The 24027-nt window shown below is 59.8% G+C and carries 21 protein-coding genes and 2 pseudogenes; 10 read left to right on the forward strand and 13 right to left on the reverse strand.

Translation table 11 applies throughout. The features are described from left to right. Nucleotides 1–17: 17 nt before the first annotated feature. From G3T16_RS00325 to G3T16_RS00340, 5 genes are all read right to left on the reverse strand, one after another. The gene (locus G3T16_RS00325; protein ID WP_163493345.1) at nt 18–1832 is read right to left on the reverse strand and encodes a PEP-CTERM sorting domain-containing protein; all 1815 of its coding nucleotides are present in this window, start codon (nt 1830–1832) and stop codon (nt 18–20) included. A gap of 310 nt (nt 1833–2142) precedes the next feature. After that, nucleotides 2143–3372, reverse strand: coding sequence for an efflux RND transporter periplasmic adaptor subunit (locus G3T16_RS00330; RefSeq protein WP_163493346.1), 1230 nt, complete (start codon nt 3370–3372; stop codon nt 2143–2145). A gap of 4 nt (nt 3373–3376) precedes the next feature. Further along, on the reverse strand, nt 3377–4609 hold the full coding sequence (locus tag G3T16_RS20770) for an ABC transporter permease (protein WP_197911794.1): 1233 nt from the start codon (nt 4607–4609) through the stop codon (nt 3377–3379). Beyond that, nucleotides 4525–5733: an ABC transporter permease gene (locus G3T16_RS20775; RefSeq protein ID WP_197911795.1), complete on the reverse strand. Its 1209-nt coding sequence runs from the start codon at nt 5731–5733 to the stop codon at nt 4525–4527. Before G3T16_RS20775 ends, G3T16_RS20770 begins: the two co-directional genes overlap by 85 nt. Nucleotides 5734–5752: 19 nt before the next feature. Continuing rightward, nucleotides 5753–6478 (reverse strand): ABC transporter ATP-binding protein, encoded by a 726-nt coding sequence (locus G3T16_RS00340; protein WP_163493347.1) that lies wholly within the window; start codon nt 6476–6478, stop codon nt 5753–5755. Nucleotides 6479–6747: 269 nt separating this feature from the next. On the opposite strand from G3T16_RS00340, the gene G3T16_RS22280 reads away from it, so the two are divergent. From G3T16_RS22280 to G3T16_RS20785, 6 genes are all read left to right on the forward strand, one after another. After that, complete coding sequence (locus G3T16_RS22280; protein ID WP_269473254.1) at nt 6748–6873, forward strand: hypothetical protein; 126 nt, start codon at nt 6748–6750, stop codon at nt 6871–6873. Nucleotides 6874–6954: 81 nt separating this feature from the next. Beyond that, on the forward strand, nt 6955–7746 hold the full coding sequence (locus tag G3T16_RS00345; protein ID WP_197911796.1) for a c-type cytochrome: 792 nt from the start codon (nt 6955–6957) through the stop codon (nt 7744–7746). A 59-nt stretch (nt 7747–7805) separates the two neighbouring features. After that, nucleotides 7806–9179 carry a cbb3-type cytochrome c oxidase subunit I gene (locus G3T16_RS00350; protein ID WP_163493349.1) on the forward strand — a complete coding sequence of 458 codons (1374 nt, stop codon included), beginning with the start codon at nt 7806–7808 and terminating at the stop codon, nt 9177–9179. Beyond that, on the forward strand, nt 9169–9987 hold the full coding sequence (locus G3T16_RS00355) for a CbbQ/NirQ/NorQ/GpvN family protein (RefSeq protein WP_163493350.1): 819 nt from the start codon (nt 9169–9171) through the stop codon (nt 9985–9987). The genes G3T16_RS00350 and G3T16_RS00355 overlap by 11 nt, the downstream gene beginning before the upstream one ends. A 24-nt stretch (nt 9988–10011) precedes the next feature. Then, nucleotides 10012–10833, forward strand: coding sequence for a hypothetical protein (locus G3T16_RS20780; protein ID WP_197911797.1), 822 nt, complete (start codon nt 10012–10014; stop codon nt 10831–10833). A 110-nt stretch (nt 10834–10943) separates the two neighbouring features. Next, nucleotides 10944–12062: a nitric oxide reductase activation protein NorD gene (locus G3T16_RS20785; RefSeq protein ID WP_197911798.1), complete on the forward strand. Its 1119-nt coding sequence runs from the start codon at nt 10944–10946 to the stop codon at nt 12060–12062. Between the two features lie 242 nt (nt 12063–12304). Here the strand turns inward: G3T16_RS20785 and dsbG are convergent, their stop codons facing one another. The 4 genes from dsbG to dsbD are packed head-to-tail and all read right to left on the reverse strand — an operon-like array spanning nt 12305 to nt 15701. Next, the gene (dsbG, locus tag G3T16_RS00365; RefSeq protein ID WP_197911799.1) at nt 12305–12910 is read right to left on the reverse strand and encodes a thiol:disulfide interchange protein DsbG; all 606 of its coding nucleotides are present in this window, start codon (nt 12908–12910) and stop codon (nt 12305–12307) included. A gap of 9 nt (nt 12911–12919) precedes the next feature. Further along, the gene (locus G3T16_RS20790) at nt 12920–13093 is read right to left on the reverse strand and encodes a hypothetical protein (RefSeq protein ID WP_197911800.1); all 174 of its coding nucleotides are present in this window, start codon (nt 13091–13093) and stop codon (nt 12920–12922) included. Nucleotides 13094–13107: 14 nt separating this feature from the next. Next, on the reverse strand, nt 13108–13914 hold the full coding sequence (locus G3T16_RS00370) for a TlpA disulfide reductase family protein (protein ID WP_163493351.1): 807 nt from the start codon (nt 13912–13914) through the stop codon (nt 13108–13110). Between the two features lie 11 nt (nt 13915–13925). After that, the gene (gene dsbD, locus G3T16_RS00375; protein ID WP_197911801.1) at nt 13926–15701 is read right to left on the reverse strand and encodes a protein-disulfide reductase DsbD; all 1776 of its coding nucleotides are present in this window, start codon (nt 15699–15701) and stop codon (nt 13926–13928) included. A 181-nt stretch (nt 15702–15882) separates the two neighbouring features. Here dsbD and G3T16_RS00380 point away from each other — a divergent pair. The 3 genes and pseudogenes from G3T16_RS00380 to G3T16_RS00390 all read left to right on the forward strand — a co-directional run. Continuing rightward, nucleotides 15883–16398: pseudogene (locus G3T16_RS00380) on the forward strand (response regulator); the annotation flags it as partial. A gap of 133 nt (nt 16399–16531) precedes the next feature. After that, nucleotides 16532–17149: a sensor histidine kinase N-terminal domain-containing protein gene (locus G3T16_RS21445; protein ID WP_163493352.1), complete on the forward strand. Its 618-nt coding sequence runs from the start codon at nt 16532–16534 to the stop codon at nt 17147–17149. After that, complete coding sequence (locus G3T16_RS00390) at nt 17031–17825, forward strand: histidine kinase dimerization/phospho-acceptor domain-containing protein (RefSeq protein WP_232059417.1); 795 nt, start codon at nt 17031–17033, stop codon at nt 17823–17825. Before G3T16_RS21445 ends, G3T16_RS00390 begins: the two co-directional genes overlap by 119 nt. Nucleotides 17826–17918: 93 nt before the next feature. On the opposite strand, the pseudogene G3T16_RS00395 reads toward G3T16_RS00390, so the two are convergent. Beyond that, nucleotides 17919–18245 (reverse strand): annotated as a pseudogene (locus G3T16_RS00395) (transposase); the annotation flags it as partial. Between the two features lie 186 nt (nt 18246–18431). Here G3T16_RS00395 and G3T16_RS00400 point away from each other — a divergent pair. Beyond that, nucleotides 18432–19055, forward strand: a complete 624-nt coding sequence (locus G3T16_RS00400) for a response regulator transcription factor (protein ID WP_163493354.1) — start codon at nt 18432–18434, stop codon at nt 19053–19055. Here the strand turns inward: G3T16_RS00400 and G3T16_RS00405 are convergent. The 3 genes from G3T16_RS00405 to G3T16_RS00415 form a co-directional block, all read right to left on the reverse strand. Next, nucleotides 19052–20602, reverse strand: a complete 1551-nt coding sequence (locus tag G3T16_RS00405) for a two-component system sensor histidine kinase NtrB (RefSeq protein ID WP_163493355.1) — start codon at nt 20600–20602, stop codon at nt 19052–19054. The genes G3T16_RS00400 and G3T16_RS00405 overlap by 4 nt on opposite strands. Nucleotides 20603–20633: 31 nt before the next feature. Beyond that, nucleotides 20634–22850, reverse strand: a complete 2217-nt coding sequence (locus G3T16_RS00410) for an outer membrane protein assembly factor BamB family protein (protein WP_163493356.1) — start codon at nt 22848–22850, stop codon at nt 20634–20636. 68 nt (nt 22851–22918) lie between these two features. Beyond that, nucleotides 22919–24001 (reverse strand): 6-bladed beta-propeller, encoded by a 1083-nt coding sequence (locus G3T16_RS00415; protein ID WP_163493357.1) that lies wholly within the window; start codon nt 23999–24001, stop codon nt 22919–22921. Nucleotides 24002–24027 lie beyond the last annotated feature (26 nt).

Raw genomic sequence — 24027 nt, forward strand, 5'->3', positions numbered from 1 at the left:
TCGCCCCGCAGGGTGGATCAGAGTTTATTCTGACGGCGTCGGGATAAATGACGCGGCTTCGCCATGAACAACAGCCCCGCAAGTCCCAGTGAGAGAATGGCGATCGAGGACGGCTCGGGCACCGGGGAGGGTTCATCATTGATGAATGTTACCTCGTCACCAAAAAACCTGGTGGTCAAGCTGGAGCCACGGCCCAGGCCGGATACCTGCAGGTTGTTCTCCAAACTGAATCCGGTGGATACAATGAACGACTCCGTTACATTGAACAAGTCCTCCAGGGCAAGGATATAGTCCACAGGGTTGAAGTCAAAAAACAGCGAGAACATGAAGTCGGAACCAATCTGAAGATCACCCATCACGTTCAGCGAATCACTGAAAATCTCGCCGATTTCCAGCTCCAGAAAACCGGCACTCAGGTTCAAGTCGCCCTGGACCGTCAGCGTTCCCGGAGAGTTGCCGGGAGCCACTACGCCACCGTCCACAAGAACGTCGCCGACGATGGTGCCATCGCCATTCAACACCCCGTCCGTAAAGACGTTCACGTCACCGTTGATGACACCGCCATCCCGCGCAGTCAGCGTGGCGACCTGGCCGTCGAGTGCTTGCGCGTCGGGATTGTTCTCCGAAACATCGATGGTTTCAGATACCATTTGCCCCTGGTTCTCCACGATAATCGAGCCGGAGTTCTTGACATATATCTGCTCGCCGTCGGCATAGGTTTCCGGCAACAAAGTCGAGCTGGAGCCGAAATCCACCATCGCGGCCAGCACCGGATTGCCCTCGCTGTCGTAGATCAGGTTGCCGTTCTCGTCGGTCACCTGCTGACCCTCGACCAGGGCACTCCAATCGGGAGTTACCACCGGGGTCCCCGAGTCAGTAAAACCCACAATAGCGGTGGTGCCGCCAATCTGGACATCATCCGCCGTCAGCGAAGAGCCGCTGCCGTTGACGGTGACCGTGGAACTCCCATCAACCGGGAAGGACGATACGTACATATCGATATCGGTAACGCTGCTGTCCGCGTATCCGTCCGTGACTTCCACCGAGCCACCGTTGGTGATATTAAGCTCGGCATCGACTTCCGCGCTTCTGCCGCCCACTTCCACATAATTGTCCGCGTTCATTGCGGAGCCGGCACCGTCCACGTTGACGATGGAGGTCGATCCCGCATCGGCACTGGTGCCGACCCAGATGCTGCCGTCGTCCCCGCTATCACCGACCTTGCCGCTCAATGCTTCCAGCAATCCGCCGTTGGTGATGTTGACTGTGCTGCTGGACTGGCCATCGAAGCCGACATAAACTCGGCCGCCGTCGCGATCCCAGCTCGCTCCCGCCGAACCCTGCTGGGATTTCAGAACCGAGCCGGCACCGTCAATGTTGGTGGTGGCATTGCCCGCAGTAGCAGTGAGCCCCTGTCCGCCGAGGTATACATGGGACTCCTGCCCCGCTACCACACCACCGTTGTTGATATTCAGCGTCCCGCTGCCACCCTGGCTATTCCTGATACCGATGCCGTCGCTGATATCGATACGGGCCGATCCCGAATTGCCGTCTCCCGACACAGTGACCGTGCCGCTGGACCCCACCCCGGTACCGATGATCAAGCCACTGCCGGTGGCCGATGTAATCCCGTTGCCGTCGGATGAGGCATTTACTTCCAGACTGCCTTCGTTTCCACTATAGCCGACTCTCACCTGGCCAGTATTGTTTTCCAGCGTCGAGGGGTTTGACGGGAAAACCCAACCGGAGGTGATAATCGTGGCATTCACCGAGAACGGGAGCGCGGTCAGAACTGCCAGCGACAGGCCGCGCCAAAGACTTTTTTTCTTCATGGTTAACAGATTCCTTGTTCGGAAGTGGACAACCCCGCGTCAGCAAAGTGTTTCCAAGGAATGCAACGCGAATTCAGGGCCGGTGGTATGCAATTTCATGGCCACCACTGATAACTATTTGAATCTATTTGGCTTTCCATGCTGGGGGGAACAAGTGTTTGGGGGATGTGTAAAATTCACCGACACTGGCGACTGGCGACAGCAAGCTGTTCTACGAGCCAAACGTCAATGCGGTCATGCTTTTGTGGCGGAAGCTCGCTTACAGGAACTCGGGCGCTGGTCTGAGCGGCCAATGGAGAGCCCGCTGGCCTTACTCCAACCGGCGCTGGGCAACTCTGGTGCCATCCTCCAATCCGGGACCCGGGTACAGCACCACCGTTTGACCGGGCTCGAGCCCGTCCAGAATCTGCGCCTGCAGACCATTATTGTGGCCTGCCTCGACCGGTGTCAGTCTGGCCCTGTTGTTCTCTACCACAAACACCGCCCAGCGCTCACCGTCGCGAAACAGCGCACTGGAGGGCGCGGTGAGCGCGCTGTCGTCCTCCCACACCACGATTCTGGTTTCTACCCTGTAGCCGTGCCCCAGGCTGCGGCGCCGGGCGGGCGGGCCGCGAAAGCGGATAACCGCATTGACCCGCTGTTCCTCCACACCCAGCGCTGAAAACTTGGTAAAGCCCCAGGGCTCCACCCGCTCTACGGTGCCTTCGAGGGTACCCGCGCCGCCCCAATGCTCCACCAGCACCCGATTGCCGGCTGCGACCTGCACCGCATCGGTGGACAGCAGCTCGACAATGATTTCGAGGTCGTTCTCGGTATCTCCGATTTCCAGAATCGGGGTGCCGGCCGCCACTGTGGTCTCGCTCTCCTGCAGGATCTGCAGCACGCGTCCCGACACAGGTGCTGTCAGCGCGATGGCGGCAGCGGAGCCGTCGTGCCCGGCCCGGTCGGCGTCATTGTCGGCAAAACTGATCAGGCGGGCCCGGGCATTGGCGAGCTCTGCCTCTCGCATAGCCACGGCCGCGGCAGCGGTTTTCTGCGCTGCCGTCAGTGTACGTGCGGCTCGCCGCGCCTCGTCGCGCTCAGCCTCGGATGCCTGTTCACTGGCAAACAGTTTGCCTATCCGCTCCAGTTCCCGGTCAGCCCATTCCCGTTCCGCAATGGCCCGGTCCAGATCCGCCTGGGCCATGCGCAACGAGGCTGCAGCGGCATCCAGCGCAGCCAGCGCTTCGCCCCGGCTGCGGCTGTCCAGCGGAGACACGTTCCGCGGCAACATGCGGGCGATGACGGTGTCCCCGCCCGTCACAGTGTCCCCTGCCTCCAGTTCCACCCGCAGCAGGCGTCCGTCAACAGGCGCGGACACGCTGTAGGCATCGCGTACCCGGGTACGGGCCTCCTCATCGATCGTGACCATCATCGCCTCGCGCGCGGTCTGGCCGAGATCCACTAGGGTGGGACGGGGCCAGAATGCATAGGCCAGCAGCAGTGACAACAGCAGCGCCGCGCCAAGCGTAATCCAAGTTCGGGACTGTCGTCGCGCCATAGTGCTACTCTCGTGTTTTGAGGGCCGATACCAGGTCCAGGCGATTGATGTCTCGCTTCACCAGGAGCCCGGAGATGATCGCCGCCGACAGTACGGCCAGCGCCGCGGTACCATGGCTTGCCGGTACAAATTCCACCGGCACACGGTACAGGTCCGTACTGAAGCCCGCCGCCACTGCGAGGGAAAAATAATAACCCAGCACCGAGCCCACTGGCAGCGCCAGCAGCGTGAGCAGGCCCAGCTCGCCCAACAGCACAAAGCCGACCTCGGCCCGGGTGAGCCCCACCACCCGTAGACTCGCCAGATCCCGCGCCCGTTCCGCGAAGGCTATGCGAGCGCTATTGTAGACAATACCAAAAGTAATCACAGCGGCGATGACTGCCATCACATAGCGCATGGCGCCAGCGCCGGTATCCATCTGTTGCTGGAAGGATGCGCGACTGTCCTCGCTCAGGGTGACCCCGGCCACGACTGGCATATCCTTGATTTCCCGGTACAGACGATCGCTGGCGGCGCTGTCTATGCGCAAATAAGCACCGGAGACGCGATGGGGTTCACGCAGCAAGCGGTTAAGCGCGGCCAACTCCATGAAAGCAGGCGATCCCAGCAGAGTGTCGGCGATGCCGACCACCGCTATGCTCAGCTGGGGACGCCGTCCTTCGCGGACATCAACCAGCAGTTCGTCTCCCGGCTCGATTGCCAGCTCATCCGCCAGTGCGCGGGACAGAATAATGCCATCAGCCCGTATGTCCAGCGGCCGCAGGGCATCATCCAGTGCCCGGAACAAATGGGGTTTGGCTTCCAGGGCAGTGATGGAGCCGCGATAGCTGCGGCGGCCGTTGCGAAAAATCACTGCTACCGCGCGCAACGGTTCTACCTGCAGTACGCCCTGCATCCGGGCCAGCGCGAACAGAGTCTGATCGCCCAACGGCTCAATGAAACTGACCGTCGCGTCACTGCGATCCACTACGCCAAAATTCACTTCCAGGGTTTTGTTGAAGGCACTCATCACACTCAACATGGACACCGAAAGCGCCATACCCAAAGCTATGCCCAGCACCGCCAGAACCGCCCGGCCGGGCTGCCGTATCAGGTTGCGCAGGACCATCCGGCTGGGCTGGTCCAGCACTGCTCTCAGGCGTGGGCCAAAACTCAGGGAGTGGCTGAAATCCGGTGGCGTCGGCGGCCGCATGGCTTCCGCCGGCGCCAGCGCAAACACCCGTCGCAGTACCAGCACGCCCCCGCCGAAGCGGACAGTACACTGACTGTGAAGCCGGTGACGAAGGCCGCCGGATCGACCCGGAACAGCAGGAATGGAAATTTGTAGAATTCCTGGTAGAAGCCGCTCAGGCTCCTACCTGCCAGCATGCCCAGACCACAGCCGAGCAAGGCTCCGCCGACAGCGATGATCAGGGTGAACTTGAAATAGTGCAGGCCCACCTCCAGACCCGTGCGACCAAAAGACTTCAACAGCCCGATCTGGTCGCGTTCAGCCTGTACCATGCGCGAGGTAACGATGTAGAGCAAAAAAGCCGCCACTGCGAGAAACACCGGCGGCACGGTGCGGCTGGACACCTGCAGGCCCTCAATCTCCTCAACGATGAAGCGGTTCGACAGCTGGTCCTCCAGGCCGTAGGCGCCGGTGCCACCGTAGGCCGCCAATAGCTGGTCGAGGCGGTCTATCAGCGCCTGTTCGCTGGCGCCGCGGGCCGGTGCGACAAGTACTTCATTAAAGGCCCCGTCGAGATCAAACGCTGCCTCAAGGGCACGCTCGTTCATCCACATTACCGCAAAGCGGGCATCGTCCGGCACCAGTTCTCCGGGCGCAGTGGTGTACAGAAACTCCGGCGCCTGGGCCAGGCCCACGATCGTGAAGCGGCGCCGGGAGCCGTGCATTGTCGCCGACAATTCGTCTCCGGGACGCAGGCCATGGGCATCGGCAAAGCCCTGCAGCAACAGAATTTCATCGGGTCGGGTGGCATCGAGCTGCCGGCCAGCGGCGAGGTAGACCGCATTCAGTGCCGGCTCGCGGAATTCCGGCAGCGAGACAGCCTGGGCCCGTACCGGCACCGCCTGTCCGGGCAGGCTGATCAGAGCGCCGCCATTGATTCGCCCCTCCAGTGCTGCGATCTCGGGCATGGCGGCCAATACGTCGAGGAGCTGCCGCGGTGCCCGTTTTAGCGGCGCAAATATCTGCGCCAGGCGATAGCGCTCGTAGTAAGTGCGCCGGGTCTCCTCCAGTGAATTGACCAGGCCATCCATCATCACCAGCATCATCACGCCCAGCGCAATCACCAGCACAATAGCCAGCCCCTGGCCCTTGACCCGCCAAAGATCCCGCCCCAGCTTGTGGTCCAGCATGTTCACCGCAGCAGCGCTCTCACCACTCGATATCCTCGGCATTGCTCACCGCGCTGTTGCGCACCACCTCGCGGATGTCGCCATCGGCGAAGTGAATCACCCGGTGCGCCATGGCCGCAGTGGCGGCCGCATGGGTGACGATAAGCACGGTGGTCTCCAAGTCCTGGTTAACATCCTGCAGTACACGCAGCACGGCGCGTCCGGTGGTGCTGTCCAGTGCGCCGGTGGGCTCATCGCAGAACAGCACCGTCGGCCGCTTGGCGATGGCGCGGGCAATCGCGACCCGCTGCTGCTCGCCGCCGGACAGCTCCGAGGGAAAATGGTTGGCCCGCTGATCCAATCCCACCCTTGCCAGCGCCTCGCCCGGGTCCAGCGGATTGTCGGCAATCTCGGTCACAAGCTCCACATTCTCGCGCGCGGTCAGGCTGGGCATCAGGTTGTAGAACTGGAACACAAACCCGACATGGTGGCGCCGGTAGCGGGTCAGGCGCTGTTCGTCCATCGCCGTCAGTTCCCGGTCGAAAAAAAACAGCTGGCCACTGGAGGGTGCATCCAGCCCACCGAGAATATTCAGTAGAGTGGACTTACCGCTGCCCGATGCACCCAGTAACACGACCAGTTCCCCGGCGGGCAGCTCAAGCGTCACTCCGCGCAGCGCATGGACAACGGACGGCCCTTCGCCATAGACCTTGGCCAGACTCCTGGTACGAAATGCGGGCAGGGATTTATCCAGGGGTCGGGACATGCGGTGGCTCTCGAAAGACGACACAAGTGTACGCAGGCCCAGCGCTACCGTCGAGCTGGCTTGAGCATGCCCGACACAGGGCCCGGACGGGTGAAATCGCGCTTCGCGACAGGTTAGCCAGGAATTGTGCAGCTATCGGCGGCAATAACTCAGATACTGTACTATTATCAGCAGGCGGCAGGGTATTGATTGTGACACCACCTGCGGTTGTTATCCGGTGCAGGCGGTGATAGTGTCCGATGACAATTGTCGTAAGACATGGAGGGCTTATGCAACAGAACAAGTTTTTTGCGCCACTGAAAATCCTGAGCTATGCCGTGCTGGCACTGATGGGTATAGCAATCATCTATGCATTTTCCATTGCCGTCCTGTATTGGACAGGCATTGCTGTCTAGGGCGGAGCGGCGACCATGACTAATCGACAGGCCCGTATTTTTGCGGTTGCGTCAACCGCCATCGCAGCGCTGGTTTTTCTGGTGCTGACGCTGGACAGCCACCGGCAATTTCCCGAATTGACTCAATCCAAGAATATCACGCCAGCAGTCATCCACGGCAAGGATGTCTGGCATAAATATAACTGCATAAACTGCCACACGCTTTTTGGGGAAGGCGCCTACTACGCGCCGGACCTGACCAAGATCACCCAGCACCGGAGCGAGCCCTACCTGCAGGCGTACATGCGTGACCCCTCCAGGTTTTACGACGAACAGACGCACCGCCGCTTGATGCCCAAACAGGATTTGAGCGACGAAGAAATTACCGATCTGATCGCATTTCTGGACTGGGTCAGCAATGTGGACAACCAGGGTTGGCCGCCGCGGCCGATTCTGGTGACCGGCAGCTTCGTACCCGGCGCTGACACTGTGACCGCGGCAGAACGTGACATTGACCCGGACAAACCCCCGCCCGGAGTCACCCCCGTAACCGAAGCCGATGATATCCGCGCCCGGGGCCAGAAAGTATTTCGTATGGCCTCTCCGGCGTGTAATGCCTGCCATTCAACGGCGCCCGGTGCCGACATGGCGGGACCAACCATGGCCGGCATCGTCTCGCGGGCGACACAAACGCTGCAATCCGGTGACTATCAGGGCGCAGCAACGGACGTTGAAGGCTATATTCGCGAGTCGATCGTTGACCCCAGCGCCCATCTTGTTGAGGGAGCGATGTATTCGGCGAACGGCACCTCATTTATGCCTACTACGTACAATGACAGCCTGACAGATGAAGAGATTGATCAACTGGTCGCCTATTTGACCACGTTCAAGTAATTTCGGGTCCCGGGTTAGATATCCGAGGCATCGCGCAAGGAACTTCAGGGAGCACAACAATGAGGTACAAATCCCAGTCGGTCGCTTATTGGTACTTTGCAGTGGCAATGGTGCTGTTCGGTTTGCAGCTGGTTTTTGGTCTCCTTTCGGCGACCAAATATCTGGGACCGGACCCACTGCTCTATATACTGCCGTTCGACGTCACCAAGGTCATTCACACCAACCTGCTGATTGTGTGGGTGCTCACCGGTTTCATGGGGGCCACCTACTGGATGGTCCCGGAGGAATCCCGCAGCGAACTGCACAGCGTCAAGCTCGCGTATATTCAACTGATTCTGTGGACCTTGATGGGCGTCACTGCGATTATCGGCTACCTGTTTCGCTACGGCACCGGCAATAAGCTGCTGGAACAGCCACTGCCCCATAAACTGGTGATTGTCGTCTGCATGCTGATATTCCTGTACAACATTGGCATGACAATCAAAAAGTCCGGTCGCTTTACCACCACCGAGGGGGTATTGGTTCTGGGTCTGGCGAGCTCAGCCGTGCTGTTTTTCCCCGCGCTGTTGCACTACGAAAACTATACCGTTTCCATTTTCTATCGCTGGTGGACCATTCACCTCTGGGTCGAAGGCGTGTGGATGATGATTATGGGGGCATTCCTCGCCTACCTGTTGATCCGGCTTTCCGGCGCTGATCGCGAGGTGATGGAAAAGTGGCTGTATGTGATTGTCGGTCTGGTCTTTATTGCCGGCATTCTGGGCACCGCCCATCACTACTACTGGGTGGGCGTCCCGCAATACTGGCTGCCCATCGGCGGGTTTTTCAGCGCCCTGGAGCCACTGGCCCTGGCCGGCATGGCGGCCTATGCCTATGCGGCGATGCGCCGTTCGGGTTTGGCGCACCCCAACACCCTGGCGTTGCACTGGACCATAGGCAGCGCGGTATTTGCGTTGTTCGGTGCCGGTCTGCTGGGCCTGGCCCATACCTGGCCCTCTGTCAACAAATGGACCCACGGGACCCTGGTCACTGCGATGCATGGTCACGCTGCCTTCTACGGCGCCTATGCCATGATAGTGCTGGCGATGATTACCTACGCCCTGCCGGCCATGACCCATGGCCGTCGTGAGCAGGGCAGCAGCATGGGCTACTGGGCGTTCTGGCTGCAGATATCCGGCATGTTCGGCATGACGTTGTCGTTTGCAACGGCCGGGATCGGACAGGTCTATCTGGAGCGCATCATGGGCATGGGTTATCTGGATGCACAGCTGAAAATTCAGGTGCACTTCCTGATGCTCATCGCCACCGCCTCCGTGTTTACCATCGGTGTCGCGCTGTTTATTGTCGATTTCTTCCGCTACGCGCCGCGTTTCCAGCTGAGCCAGGAGCCCGATCCGGAGCTTGACACTACGAGCCCCAGCAGTGCCACTTGATGGCACCCACAAGTTCGCTGCAGATGAGCCGGTAGAGGAGCCCTATTATCTCCCCACCGGCAATGAAATCAGCCTGTTTGAACAGTGTCATGCGCAGAAACTGGCCGTCATGCTCAAGGGGCCGACCGGCTGTGGCAAAACCCGCCTGGTGGAGCACATGGCCTGGAGGCTCAAGCGCCCCCTGATCACCATCGCCTGCCACGACGACCTTGCTGCCAGCGACCTTATCGGCCGTTTCCTTATTCGTCACAATGGTACCGAATGGCAGGATGGACCATTGACCCGGGCGGTCCGGGAAGGCGCCATCTGTTATCTCGACGAAGTGGTCGAGGCGCGCCAGGATACCGTGGTGGTGCTGCACGCACTCACCGACCACAGACGCATGCTGCCCATCGACAAAACGGTCGAAACAGTCCCGGCCGCACCGGGTTTTCAGCTGGTGGTGTCCTACAACCCCGGCTATCAACGCATGCTGAAAGACATGAAGCCCAGTACGCGGCAGCGATTCGTGGCACTGGACCTTGATTTCCCCCCCCTGGAACACGAAGCGGCCATTGTTGAGCGGGAGAGCGGCACCGACCCCGCCACGGCCCATGCGCTTGTTTCCCTGGCACAGCGCATTCGAAGTTTGCGGGACCGGGGCCTGGCAGAGGTCCCCAGCACACGCTTGCTGATCGCCACCGCGACCCTGGCGCGGAACGGTATCCCCATCCACGACGCCTGTTACGCGGGGCTGGTTTCTCCTTTATCCGATGATGAATCCCTGGTCGGTGCCATGCGCGATCTGGTCGACGCGACATTCATATAGCGGGCGGATGGCGCCACATTTATCATGGCAGAAGCTGAAGAAGTCATTAGCGATGCAGCGCGCCACGCTACCGTGTTTGCCCAGGACCTGTGGCGCCGCCACCGCACCGCGCCCGATACCCCGCCGACTGTGGTTTTGGCGGATGTCGCCACGCGCCTGGATCTGCTGATCTCTGCCATTTTTGGTTGCAGCTATCCCATTCGCCGGGCCCAGCTTCCCCCCCGGGCCACTTTCCTGTCCATTGTTTTCAAGCGCCACCAGAAACCGCGTCTTCGCCGGCAGATACCCGCCACCAACGGTGTGTCCCTGTGGTTGCCGCCCGATTCGCAGTTGACGAATGTTGCACTGGCCACCCGGCTCTACCGGGTGATGGCGTTACAGCAGGTGATTCGTGCCCGCCGCGGCAGCGCCACGATTGTCAACCAGGGGCAGACGCCGTTGCTGGCTGATGTGGCTCTGTTGCTGGAGGCCTGCGCGGCCGATGCTGCGCTGGCCACATTACTTCCAGGCATGACTGGCTCGATTCAGACGTTGCGACGCGAGGCGCTGGCTGCCAGACCGCCGCTGTCACAGTTTCCCGAGCCGCGACGACCACTGGAGCAGTTCGTCCGCCAACTCCTGGGTAGCGAGTGCACGGTTTCTCCTGGCGGGATACCACTGACTGATTCCCCCGAGCAGTCGCTTAGCCATGCACAGCGGATAATCCGGGACCTGCAACTGGTACCCAGGGTTTCAGTGAACGCCATCTCGGCCCCTTTCCGCTGGTACGTGACTGGTGGACCGGGGAACTGCGCCCTCCTCCCGATGACCACGTATCTGGAGCGGGTGGCGAACAAGCGAGTGTAGACGAGGAGCAGGATACCACGCCTCCCCGGGGCGCCCGTCTGGAGCGGCGCCCGGAAGAGCGCCAGGCGACAGAAAATGAGGATGACGAACAAGAGCATCACGGCCCCTGGATGGTACAGGCGGATGAACCGCACCAGCACGCCGAGGATCCCATGGGCCTGCAGCGGCCCACTGACAGGGACGAGGAAACCAGTGCCGAGGAATTTGGCGATATGGTCTCGGAGCTGCCGGAAGCTCGCCTGGTGACCACGCCGGGGCGTCCCAAAGAAGTGCTGTTGTCTGACGATCCGCCCGATGCCCGGGCCCGGCGGGAACTCAAGGCCGCAGTTGCCGAAGGCCGGGGAATCAGTTATCCCGAGTGGGACTACCGGGCGCGGATCTACCGTGAACATGGCGCCACGGTACGGCTACTGTCCGTCCCCGAAGGTTCGCAACAGTGGGTGGATGATACCCTGGCCGCCCATGAATCCATGCTCAACAGTATCCGCCGGCGTTTTGAAATGCTGCGTGCCAGGCGCGTCTGGCATCGCAAACAGCTCGATGGCGATGAAGTCGACCTGGATGCCTATATCGACAGCTACGCTGACTTGCGAGCCGGCAACCCCATGGCTGAAGGCCTTTACCAGACACGCCGTACCGCGGATCGTGACACCGCCATTACCTTGTTGATAGATAACAGCGGCTCCACCGACAGCTGGGTTTCCGCCAACCGGCGCATCATTGATGTAGAGCGGGAAGCCCTGCTGCTGGTGTGTATTGCACTGGAAGGTCTCGGTGAACCCTACTCGGTACAGGCATTTTCTGGTGAAGGACCGCACGCGGTTACCGTGCGGCAGATAAAATCCTTTGAAGAAAGCTACAGCAACGAGGTGGCACTGCGGATCAGTTCCCTCGAACCGGAACATTACACCCGCGCCGGCGCCGCCATCCGCCACGCCAGCGTGGGCCTGATGCGTCAACCCGCGGCGCACAGATTGCTGCTGCTACTGTCCGATGGCAAGCCCAATGACAAGGATAATTACGAGGGACGCTACGGAGTCGAGGACATGCGCCAGGCCGTCACTGAAGCCAGCCTGCAGGGCATTTCCCCGTTTTGCCTGACCATCGACCGGCAAGCGGCCAACTACCTGCCGCGCATATTCGGCGCCCATCACTATGCCCTGCTGCCCAAGCCGGAATTGCTGCCGATGGTGTTGCTGGACTGGATGAAGCGTCTGGTGATGGCCTAGGGCCTGGCTTATCGGACCGCGGGAAATAGGAACCCCCGGACCTGAGGACCGAGGGCGTCGTTGTGCTTAGCGCTCAATCAGGGGCAGGCTATATCAAAACTCGTAGCGCAGTGAGGCACCCACAGTGCGCGGCTGGGCGTGGATAAACTGTCGGTAGCCCAGGTTGTCGCCAGATCCTTCAAGGACCACAGCGCACATGAAGAACCGGCCTGCTGCCGCTTGAGAAGTGAACGGAAACGGGATCAATCGGGCCTTTCGCTTCCCATTATTGCTTCGAGTTCACCCGGTCTGGGTGCGCCCTGCTTCGTCAGTACGTTGCCACTGGCGTCGAGGTAGTAGGTGCTTGGTGTAGCACTCAGGCCGAGGCTGGCCATCAACCGATTGTTGGCCTGCACACGGTCGGTGTTGTCGCCAACGAGTCCAGGAACGACCTTGATACCGCTATCTTGATGGCGCTCGTGATTCTTGTTCAATGCCGCACCCGGGTCTTTTGCCCCCATGATCGTCGCAGCCTTGGGCAGGCTGTCCTCTCTCAGGATGCCGACGAGGATATGGCGCAGCTGAACCCGGCCAGCCTCAATCCAGGGCTTTGCTTCCTGCCGGAAGCGATGGCAGTACGGGCAGTTCGGGTCGGTAAAGGTGTAGATGACAACCGGGGCATCGGGGTCGCCATCGACGATCCAGTCGGCATCTTCGAGCTGGCTCCAGGCTCGCTCGTTCTGGGGTCCCAGGACCAACTCCTGGAGCTTCGGCTCGGTAAGGTTCTGCCCGTCAGCGTCAAGCATGGATCCGACCACGACATGTTCGCGGTCGGGCGTCAGGTAGAAAGCGACGGCCTGTCCCTGCATGTTGCCGACCTAGCCGGTGAGGTTACCCGAGGCATCGAATGTGCCTTGGATGGTGACGCCACGATCAACCACGTTCTGTACGGCCGGTGGGTGGGTCTGGGCTGTCGCCGGGGAGCTGAGGCTGACTTCTGCGAGGATCACGCTCGTCAGCAGGGATATGCTCAGTGAATTGACGGCTTTCATGTGGTTTCTCCAGCTTAGTTGAATCGTTCGAGGTTGTGAGTCAGGGAGGCGGCAGACAGTTCGCCCAGGTGGGCATTCACTTGCCTGCCCTGGCGGTCGTAGAATAGTGTTGTCGGCAAGGCACGATTGCCGGTGCTGCGCCCGATGCTGGCGCCGGTGTCGGTCACCACGTTGTCCAGCGACAGGCCGAGTCGGGTCAGGAAATTCTGAATGGTTTCAGGTTGTTCCCCCTGATTGACGAAGACAAAGGTGATGTCCGGGTAGTCATGCTGGGCTTTCTCCAGCACCGGCATTTCGCGGACGCAGGGCGGGCACCAACTTGCCCAGAGGTTCACGACCATCGGTTGGCCGTCGGCGAGCTGCGGTAGCGTGGTCATACGGGCATCCAGCCCGGTCAGTGTGCTATCCGGAATGCTCGGTGCCGGGGGCTGTACAAGTCCGGTGAGCAGTGCTCCTGCGACCCAGGTCAGGAAACCTGCGGCCGCTGCGCCGCTTAGGGCGCGCCGAATGGTTGGATTGCGCCAGAGTTGCCGGGTCAGCACGAGCAATGCACCGATCAGGCCGAAGATCGGATCGAACCCGCCGTCCCGGATGTCGATGATGCCCAGAAGGTCGCTCCGGTACTGTTCCCAGTAGCTGAGCACAAACGCGGCGCGCGCCGACAGACTACCGGCAAAGAGCACGTGGAATACGGGGTCCGTCACCGATACTTGCTTGTTCCGGCCCGCAAGCGCAGCAATTAGCAGTGCGACGATGCCAGCGGCCAGAAGCAGCGCTCGACTCAGCGGAAGCGCGAGCGGTCCGATATCAATAGTTGCCACTAAAGTCTCCTTCAGGATTCTCGTGCCCGCGCCAGGCGATCGAGAAATTTTTGTGCCGACACTTCTCCAGTAGTGCGCTGGGGCCGTCGTTCTTGCCCGTCCGGTCCGACGATCAGAATGGTGGGTGGACCGACCACGCTCAGTTCGCGCATCAGCTCCCGGTCAAGCGCATCATTGGCAGTGACATCGGCACGCAACAGCTGCATGTCCGACAATGAGGAGACCACGGTGGCGTCACCGAACACTTCCTTCTCGATGACTTTGCAAGACACACACCAGTCGGCGTAGAACTCGACCAGGGTCCACTGACCTGATGCACCGACCTCGGCGATTGCACGGTCCAGGTCGGCCACCGACTTGAAGCCTTCGAAGGTCACATGCGGCTGCTCGCCGGTGCTGCCAGCGCGGGCGGTGGCCGACAGTTCCTTGAGTGGCTGCAGGGGCCGGTCACCACCGGCAGCTGCACCGATCAGCATCAACCCACCCCACAAAGTGATGATTGCGCTGGCGCTTACCGTCAAGGTGAGCAGTGCCCCGGTTCGGGAGATGGAGCCAATGACTTGCCAGAGCGCAAGCCCGGCTGCAACGGTCAAACTGCCCCAGAGCGCGAGCACCAGGGCGTCATCCAGAATGCGTTCAAGGAAGTAGATCGTCGTTCCGAGCAGAATGAATCCGAATACGGCCTTCACTCCATTCATCCAGACTCCGGGCCTTGGCAGGAAGCCGGCTCCGAACGTGGCCAGGGCAATCAGCGGTGTGCCCATGCCCAGCCCCAGCGCCAGCAACGCAAGCCCGCCCAGGGTGGTATTCCCTGTATCGGCGATGTAGATCAGGGCGCCGGCCAATGGCGCGGTCATGCAGGGGCTGGCTAACAGCGCCGCGACAACGCCCATGGCGGAGGCGCTGGCCAGGCTGCCACCCTGTTGACGCTGGCTGACCCGGCTCAGCCGGTCGCGCACAAAGGCCGGCAACTGCAGTTCATACAGCCCGAACATGGACATCGCCAGCAGTACGAACACCGAGCCGATGGCGACAATGAAGATTGGGGCCTGCAACACGGCCTGCAGATTGGAGCCGGCCATGGCGGCAGCGACGCCGAGCAGGGCGTAGGTCACTGCCATGCTGACTACGTATACGCTTGAAAGCGCGAAGGACCGCCCGGGACTGGCCTCGCTGCCGACGATCACCGTCGACAGGATCGGAATCATCGGCAGTACACAAGGCGTGAAGACCAGCAACAGCCCGAGGCCGAAGAACACGACCAGGTTCCAGGACAGACTGCCTTCGTCCAGCTGCCGGGTCAGCGACTGATCCGTAGCCAGCCGTGCATCCGCAGCCGAACCGGTAGCCGGTTTCGTTTGGCTAGCAGCTGGGAATGGGTCGGGACTGTCGCTGTCCGCCGGGGTTGTGTTGAGTTCCACGGTGGCAGAATCGGGTGGATAGCACAGGCCTGCTGCGGCACAACCCTGCCAGGCGAGTTCGAGGCTGCCTGCAGTTCCGCTGTCGATCAGGATCGCGGCGTCATCGTAGAACACTTCCGACTCGCCGAAGAACTCGTCGTGTATGACCGAACCAACCGGAAACTGGACGCCGCCCAGCTCCCCGTCCCCGGCTTCGATGCTCATCCGCTTGCGGTACAGGTAGTAGCCGGGCGCAATGTCCCAGGCCAAAGTCAGCGTTCCGTCGCCGTTATCCCGAAGTTCGTACTGGAATGCCTGCCGAGCTGGCAGGAAGTCGTCATCGCCGGGCAATGCGGCCTGGCTCGTGGCCACTCCGCTGCTTGCCATTGCCACGAGAGCGGCTAAGATCAGAATCCAGAGTCGGATGGTTGGCACGCGGTGCTCCTGGGGGTCGGGGTGCTTCGTCTGTTTCTGGTGCTGTAGTCTGGACCGGGCTAATTAACTCAGCATTAAATACCGCAGGAGCTCGGATGCTGTGCATGTCCTGGTGATTGAAGATGATGATCTGGTGGCCTCCGGTCTCGAGGCCGGCTTGGCGCTGTACCACTGCACCGTCGACCGCGTGAGCACTGCGCGCGAGGCCAGGGCTGCTATGGAGCAGTTCGGGTGCGATGTGGTCGTGCTCGACCTGGGTCTGCCGGATGGTGACGGTCTGGCGCTGCTGTCGGAGTGGCGGCAACCCGAAGTCGCCACTCCCGTCCTGATCCTGACAGCCCGCGACGCGGTCGAGGACCGGGTCAAGGGGCTCGAGGCGGGGGCAGACGACTATGTGCTCAAGCCCTTTGACCTGGATGAACTGACGGCTCGGCTGCATGCCCTGGTACGGCGTGCGGCGGGTCGAACGGTCTCGCAAGTGAAGCATGGTGAGTTGATCGTTCAGCCGCGTTCGGGAAAGGTGATGCTCTACTGTGAGCCGGTGCATTTGTCGCGCCGGGAGCTCGCCTTGCTGGAGAAGCTGATGAACGCCCGCGGAGTGGTTCTGTCGGAGGAGCAGCTCAAGGACGGTATCTATGGCATGGATGCCAGCGTCGAGAGCAACGCTTTGAATGTGCATATTCACCACCTGCGCCGCAAGCTCTACCGAAATGTCGTGGTGACCGAGCGGGCCTTGGCTACCGCCTTGGTCCACCTCCCGATGATCCGGAAGGAGACGGGACGTGAGCCTCCAGCGCCGCTTGCTCTGGTCACTTGGCAGCGCTTTTCTGGTGCTCTGGCTTTCGGTCGCGGCGCTGATGTACTTCCACCTGGATCGGCAAGTATCACGAACCCTCGATCAGCGCCTGGCAGCGTCGGCCACCATGGTCGCTGGTCTCATTGCCCGACAGCCGGAAATGCTGATGTCTTCGCGCAGCAGCCCGTTGCTGGTTTCACCGGAAGCCGAAGGCGTCGCCTGTCAGATCCGGGATGCCAGCGGGGAAGTGTTGCTGCAGACGAGTGGCGTGGAGGATCAGCTTCTAAGCGATGCCAGTCCGGGCTTCAGCGCTCGGGAGATCGGTGGCCAGCAGTGGCGGCTCTACACCCTGGAGCAGAGCGGTACATTCATCACCACTGCCGATCGGATGTCCGAGCGTGTAATGCTGGCCAACGGCATCATTCTGGTCATGGTCGTTCCTTTCGCGCTGGCCCTGCTGGGGGATTGGTCGTTCTCTGGTGGGGATTCGTGGCGGACTCAGGCCACTGGCGGCCCTGCGCGACCAGCTGCGCCGTCGTACTCCGGAGAACCTGGATCCGGTCACGGTCGACCGGGCACCGTCGGAGCTGGTACCCGTCGTTGAAACGCTCAACGAACTGTTCAACCGAGTCGCCAGTAGCCTGGCCTGGGAACAGCGCTTCGCAAACAGCGCCGCGCATGAGTTCCGTACGCCCCTGACCGCCATCAAGACCCACTTACACGTGGCCAGCCGGGTATCAGGCGAGCCACGGCGGCAGGCCCTGGCCAACGCCGGGAAAGGTGTTGCGCAGCTGCAGTCGGTTACGGAACAGCTGCTTTTGCTGTCCCGGTTGGAGCGCAACAACGCAGTCGCGAGTGAGGGCTGCCTGATCGATCGGGCCGTCGAGGATGTCCTGGAGGACTTGCCGGGTCGCGAGCGTGTACGGATGGAGAATCGATGCAAGGAAGGCCGGGTGGCATTGCCGCGGGCGCTGGTGGTCGTGGTGTTGCGCAACCTCATCGACAATGCGCTGAAGCACTCAGCCGGCAGCTGTGAGCTCATTTTGGACTGTTCGGACTGCGAGGCTACAGCGGGTGGGTCGCATTTACGGGTGACCTTGCGCGACCGTGGCGGACCAGGTGGTTCCGATTCCGGCAGCGTCAGCTCGGAAAGCCATGGTTTGGGGTTGCCGATCGTTCACATGGTCGTGAATCAGTTCGGCGGCTCTCTGGTGTCTGAGCACAATGAGGCTGGGGGAATGGATTGGCAGCTTGCCTTGCCGCTGTTGTCCACTGGTTGACCCGGCGGGCATGTGAGCTCCGTTTCCGCAGGCCCTTCATGGGGCACGTCGCCCGGCGCCTTAGGGGCAGTCGGGCATCGACCATGATCATGCTTTTTTGAGCAGGCGGTTCTCCACGATCTGTTCGGCCAGCGTCTCTTTCAGGTGGCGCATTTCAGTCCGCAGCGTCTTGACCTCACCAGTACTGGCCTGCCGGGCTGTATCCCCGGCCACACGCTTCTTGCCCGCTTCCAGGAAGTCTTTCGACCAACTGTAATATAAACTTTCCGCGATCCCTTCCCGGCGCCATAGGGCAGCGATGCTGTCCTCACCGCGCAGACACTCAAGGACAATGCGGATCTTCTCCTCCGCCGAGTACTGCTTGCGGGTCTGGCGCCGGATGTCCCGGACGGTCTGCTCCGCCGCTGCTTTCGTGTTAATGGATTTTTAGCTCATCTTCGCTCCTTACAAAGGCTACGATGAGCCAAAAATCCTCCGTTATGCAATCGCCTCAAGCTGTCCCATAGGCGCTAACGCCAGACAGTATTCGATGAGTGTAACTACCTATGTGAGAAGGGCGAAAAACGTGTTAGATTCCTAAATATTTTACACTACAGCGGGTAACGAATGCCGACACCCCTTGTTTATGTCGTTGATGATGACGAAGGAATGCTCGATTCTGTCGCATGGCTTCTTGCCAGCGTCGAGCTAGAATGCAGCTGTTTTCAGGATGGCGCCGCATTTCTGGAAGCTTTTGATCCCGAGCGGCCGTCTTGCGTAATCCTGGATGTACGGATGCCCACGATGGACGGGTTCGAGCTGTTCGACCTGATCCGCAAACGGCGGATAATCGTCCCAATAATCTTCGTGACGGCAAACGCTAATGTCCCCATGGCGGTGAAAGCCATGCAACACGGATCATTCAATTTCATCGAAAAGCCCTATGTTCCGCAGGATCTATTAGATCTTATTTCTCAAGCGCTCGCCAAGTCGGAGACGGATCTTCAGCAGCGAAAACAGAAGCTCGATTTTCTGAACCGCTTCCAATTGCTCTCCAACCGGGAACTGGAGGTGCTTCGCGAAGTCGTCAAAGGGAAACAAAGCAAGATAATTGCCCATGATCTTGGCATAAGCTGCAAGACTGTTGATGCTCACCGGTCGAGCATTCGAGAGAAGTTCAATTCGACTTCGGTCGCCGAGTTAGTGAACGAAGTGCTAACACACAAGCGCGAATGGTGTGAAGAACTCTAAGCGGTAGATTTGGAAGAAGAAGAGGAGTGCTTTTGCCCGGTTCGCGGCAAGGTAAAACGAAACGTTGTCCCTTTGCCGAGTTCAGAGTCCACCCAGATATCCCCACCATGATTGGCGATAATTGAGCGACAGAGCATCAGCCCAAGCCCAAACCCGCTCTCCTTGGTTGTGGCTCTCGAACTGAATAAAGATTCCACCTGATCCTTGCTCATCCCGACGCCGCGGTCAGAGACAGTGATCTCGATAAATCCCGCACGACCGCCGGTTCCGGAGATGGTAAGTTCCCGGTCGGGCAGTGGCGCGTGGTTTACCGCGTCAATAGCGTTCAACGCGAGATTAAGGATTACCTGACCAATAAGGGTCTTGTCGCACCATGCCTTAAGATTAGGTCCAATGTCGATGTTGAGAACCGCATCACTTTGTTGAGCTTTGAGCGTAAGAAACGGCAAAATATCCTCAAGAATTTCCTTGATTGGCAGCAATTTATGCTGCACCTGCTTGTGTGCGGTGAAATTATGGACAGCCCGCATAATTCGCGTTACGCGCTCTGCTTCGGCGGCAATCTGCCCAAGCGCCCAGCGACTTCGCTCGACGCCCTCTGGTTTATCGAGATTGCGCAAACAGCCGTCGGCATAATTACGTATTGCTGCAACTGGTTGATTGAGTTCATGCGCGAGAGAAGACCCGAGTTCAGCCATCGTCCTGTATCTGTCCAGGGCATGGACCTCCTCCCGCCTCTGGCGGGCGTCCATCTCCGCCATAACGCGCTCCGTAACATCCCTGAAACTGACCAAATACCCACCGACATCGGGGTGCATCTTTAAATTGCGTACCGATGCTTCGATGTGCCGATAGCTGCCATCGGCGTGTCGAATAAGAGTTTCGAAGCTTTTCAGGCGGCTGTCGTCGGGCGGCATATTTCTTACAAGCGCACGGTTCCGCTTGCGGTGATCGGGGTGATGCAACTTGCGAATACTCATTCCACAGGCCTCCTGTTCGCTGTAACCGAGGATGTTGTGGATTGATGGCGCTACATACCGGATGATTCCATCGTCAGATACTATCATTGTTGCGCCGAAAGAATCGTTCAAAAAGCGCCTCAGACGCTCTTCCTGCTTCGTCGACTTCGGCACATCACTAACTTCTCGAAGGCGGACAAGGCCCAAGGGTTTTTCATCTTCGTGACCAATGCCAACCACACAATATTCGATCGCCAAGATGTTACCGATACGGTCCTTAAACTTACCAGGCCTGTATTGTGCCGGGCTGTCAACCGTTACAGTCGTTCCATGTTCACTGCCTGTATGTTGACCTTCACCGATGGAAGGTAAAATTTCTTCGATATGCAGGCCTACAAGTTCATCTTTACGGGAGTCATGAAGCCGCGCCGTCGCAGCACTAACCCAGACCACCAAACCAGTTCGGCGATCAAACATGGCCACCGTATCCGGAGAGCCGTCCAGGATTTCCAGAAGGTCGCCACAGTCCAGTTGACGGACCAAGTCGCGACTGGCCTCTATAGAGTTATTCGGCTTGATTGCTTTCATCAAGCGATTATAGCACCATTCGATTATGGGCTCATGGTAGTGACAGTGCCACCAGTTCGGCCGGCTGTTCGCCATCACCAACGGCCATCACAATGTATTGTTTCCCTTGCCAGACATAGCTCATCGGCAGCCCCGTTTGAGCACCCGGCAGGTGGATTTCGGCCACGATACCGCCGGTCTGTTTGTCATGGGCGCGCAATACGGGCGAGCCTCCCCAACCCTCGCCCGTAACTCCCCAACCCTCGCCCGCAAACAGCAGTGTTTTGGTCACCAGCAAGCCGCTACGCGTCTGCTTGCCGGTGCGCCCGATATCAATGCCCTGTAGCATCGGATGCTGTTTAACAGTCTCCGGCGCGTCGCCATTGGGCACCATCCAGGCATGTTGGCCTGTCTTTAAATCGATGGCCGTAATGCGGCCCCAGGGCGGCTTAACCACCGGCAACCCATCGACGGTAGGGACGGCGCCGACGCCGACACCGACATAGCCGCTATCACTACCGGGTGGACTCGGCTCCAGGGCCAGAGCCACCGGCAGGGTCATCGAGCCGACGTAAAGCATGCCGGTCTCCGGATCGACAACACCGCCCTCCCAATTGGCGCCACCAACAGGCGAAGGCAACATCAGCGTGCCGTGGGTGCCGTCCGCGGCATTCGCCAATGAGGCGCCGGCATAAAACTGACCGAGTCGGTAGGGCTTGATCGCCTCCAGCGCGGCCGCGCGTAACGCGGGCGTAAAATCGATCAGATCATCCGCGGTAATACCCTGCCGGTCAAATGGTGCGGGAGCTTTGGGAACAGGCTGCGTCGGCGACGTTTTCTCACCCGGTACATCGGAGGGTGGCGCCGGGCGTTCCTCGATTGGCCAGAGCGGCTGGCCCGTCTCCCGGTTAAAGACATAGACAAACGCCTGTTTGGTTAGCTGCGCCACCGCTTTGACAATGCCTGTCTTACGCGGAATATCCACAAGAATAGGCGCGGCGGGCAGGTCCCAGTCCCAGATATCATGGTGCGTGGTTTGGAAATACCAGCGGAGCTTGCCCGTCCTGGCGTCCAGACAGACCAGGCTGTTGGCGTAGCGGTTGTCGCCCGGTCTCTCGCCGCCATAATAATCATTGGTTGGTGACTCCACCGGCAGGTAAACCAGTCCCAGTTCCGGATCACCGGACATCGGTGCCCATACCCCTGCATTGCCGGTATAGGCGTTGGTGTTCTTTTCCCAGGAGTTGGATCTCGCCGCACCCGGCGCCGGGATGGTATCGAATGTCCACAGGTGTTTTCCTGTGACGGCACTGTAGGCGCGCACATCGCCTTTGACGTTGCGCTTGGACGGCGGGCGTGTGCCGCTTTCGTGCGCCGGCCCTACCACCACAACATCGCCAATCACCAACGGCGGTGACGAGGAGCCGATGTCAAGATCGCGGCCCTTCGCCCGCCTGAGTCCCTGTCGCAGATCCACCACGCCATTGTCACCAAAGGTGCTGACGGGCAACCCCGTCAACGCATCCAGCGCGACCAGTTGAAAACCCGGCGTCACGGTCAAGATACGTCCCTTAGCCTTCGGGTTCCGCCAATAGGCGACCCCTCTGCCCGCCCCTTTGCGCGGCGCCGTATCAAACCGTTTGCCCTCATCGGGGCGCCACATCCACAGGGTTTCGCCGGACGCCGCATCCACCGCCACCACATTGCGGGTCAGGCCGGCCGTTAGGTAAAGCACGCCATCCACCATCAGCGGCGTGGTGATGCTCTTGAGTTCCGGAGATGGGCCGAAATTTCGCCCGCTCCAACGCCAGGCGATTTTCAGGTCCTTCACATTATGGCGGTTGATCTGATCCGCCGGGGAATAGCCCTGGGACCGTACATCGCCTCGGTACGCGGTCCAGTTTCTCTCAGCTGCTTTAGGTGAACGGGCAGTGACAAGCGGCGGGCGAATAACAACCTCGCGCCAATCGTGCTGTGAAATGGCGATGGTGTGCGCGCCCGCCTCATGTTGTTGCCGGGACAGCACGAACGCGAGCACGTCAAGGTAATCCTGCCCCTGCAACCGGCCCGCGCTTTCCGGCGGCATGGTTTTGCGCACCACGTCGAACAAATCGCCCAACGTTTTGTCTTGCCAGCGCTGATAGGCAAACCCCGATACCTGCTCAGCCGAATGGCATCGCACGCATTCGCGTGCGAACAGTTGGGCGCCTTGTGTAATCTGTGCCGTGGAAAATAAGCCATTTAACGTTGGCGTCTCGCCGTATGCCACTGTGGCAACACACCCAAAAATAACCGTACCCGGTAGGAGAATAGATTGGGTCAACACAGCAAACAGTTTCATTGCGTCGATACAGGCACATTGTTTTCAGGGAAAACGGTTTTATTCCACTTCTGTATATGGTTGCCCATCACATCGACCAGATAGATATCACCGTTGGCGCCCACATCCACCCCATGGACCCAATCCACTTCGCCAAAGGTCTGGCCCTGGGGCAATAAAATTGTTTGTACAATACCTCCCGCGCGATCAAATACCGTTATAATTTGTCCCTTTGGCGGAAGCATAGCTTTATAGGGATCTGTGATGGTCACCTGAGTCAACGCGGTCGTGGTCGGGTATGCGGAGTCTTGTTTAAATGGCACCCCGATCACGTAGAGCCGCTGTTGATATTCAGCAATGCCCCAAGGGACTATGGTATCCCGCCACTCATCGATAAAGTGCCCATCCAGATCAAACGCCTGAATACGACCACCACTGCGGTCCGCCACATAGACCTTCTGATCCACCACGGTGATGCTGTGCGGCAGGATAAATTCACCCGGCTCGGTGCCCGGCTTGGCACCGCCCCACATCCCCAGGTAACTTCCCGAGCGATCGAATTTAGCCACCCGGTTATTGCCGTAGCCGTCCGAGACAAAAAGGGTTTGTCCATCCGCTGTCGTGGCAATATCCGTAGGCGCATTGAAGTGCTTGCCATCCATGCCCGGTTCGCCAAACGTACCCAATGTGAGCAATACCTTCCCTTCGGGAGTGTATTTCGTGACCGTATGCGCGCCGCTGTCGGCGATCCAGATATTGCTGTCGGGATCGACGTGAAGCATATGCACATTCACGACTTTGGCCGGCGACCAGGCGCGTACAAAGGTGCCGTCTTCTCGAAACACCCTGACGTTAGGTGCGGTTCGGACCAGGACATACACCAAGCCGTGCTGTCTATCGACACCCACACCTGTTGCGCTGGTGGAGTTAGTAGCCTCTTTGTCTTCCGCCACACCCCATTGAAACTGATCGAGTACCGTCGGCCAGGACGGATCGTGCGCATAAGAAACGGTATCCTTTGGTCCTCCGGCGGATCCCGTTGACGACAGCAGTACAAAACACACGCCCGCTAATACCGCTCTATACCTGCTAATAGTCACAGCTTCTCTCCTTTACAGTCCGCCAA

This window comes from Kineobactrum salinum (genome assembly GCF_010669285.1).
Taxonomy (GTDB): domain Bacteria; phylum Pseudomonadota; class Gammaproteobacteria; order Pseudomonadales; family Halieaceae; genus Kineobactrum; species Kineobactrum salinum.

Bases quoted from the DNA above. Each gene is read 5' to 3' on its own strand.
- G3T16_RS00330 (WP_163493346.1), bottom strand. From the start codon at position 3,372: ATGGCGCGACGACAGTCCCGAACTTGGATTACGCTTGGCGCGGCGCTG.
- G3T16_RS20785 (WP_197911798.1), top strand. From the start codon at position 10,944: ATGGTACAGGCGGATGAACCGCACCAGCACGCCGAGGATCCCATGGGC.
- G3T16_RS00350 (WP_163493349.1), top strand. From the start codon at position 7,806: ATGAGGTACAAATCCCAGTCGGTCGCTTATTGGTACTTTGCAGTGGCA.
- dsbG (WP_197911799.1), bottom strand. From the start codon at position 12,910: ATGCAGGGACAGGCCGTCGCTTTCTACCTGACGCCCGACCGCGAACAT.
- G3T16_RS00400 (WP_163493354.1), top strand. From the start codon at position 18,432: ATGCCGACACCCCTTGTTTATGTCGTTGATGATGACGAAGGAATGCTC.
- G3T16_RS00405 (WP_163493355.1), bottom strand. From the start codon at position 20,602: ATGAAAGCAATCAAGCCGAATAACTCTATAGAGGCCAGTCGCGACTTG.
- dsbD (WP_197911801.1), bottom strand. From the start codon at position 15,701: ATGGCAAGCAGCGGAGTGGCCACGAGCCAGGCCGCATTGCCCGGCGAT.
- G3T16_RS20790 (WP_197911800.1), bottom strand. From the start codon at position 13,093: ATGAAAGCCGTCAATTCACTGAGCATATCCCTGCTGACGAGCGTGATC.
- G3T16_RS22280 (WP_269473254.1), top strand. From the start codon at position 6,748: ATGCAACAGAACAAGTTTTTTGCGCCACTGAAAATCCTGAGCTATGCC.
- G3T16_RS20780 (WP_197911797.1), top strand. From the start codon at position 10,012: ATGGCAGAAGCTGAAGAAGTCATTAGCGATGCAGCGCGCCACGCTACC.
- G3T16_RS20775 (WP_197911795.1), bottom strand. From the start codon at position 5,733: ATGCTGGACCACAAGCTGGGGCGGGATCTTTGGCGGGTCAAGGGCCAG.
- G3T16_RS00325 (WP_163493345.1), bottom strand. From the start codon at position 1,832: ATGAAGAAAAAAAGTCTTTGGCGCGGCCTGTCGCTGGCAGTTCTGACC.
- G3T16_RS00340 (WP_163493347.1), bottom strand. From the start codon at position 6,478: ATGTCCCGACCCCTGGATAAATCCCTGCCCGCATTTCGTACCAGGAGT.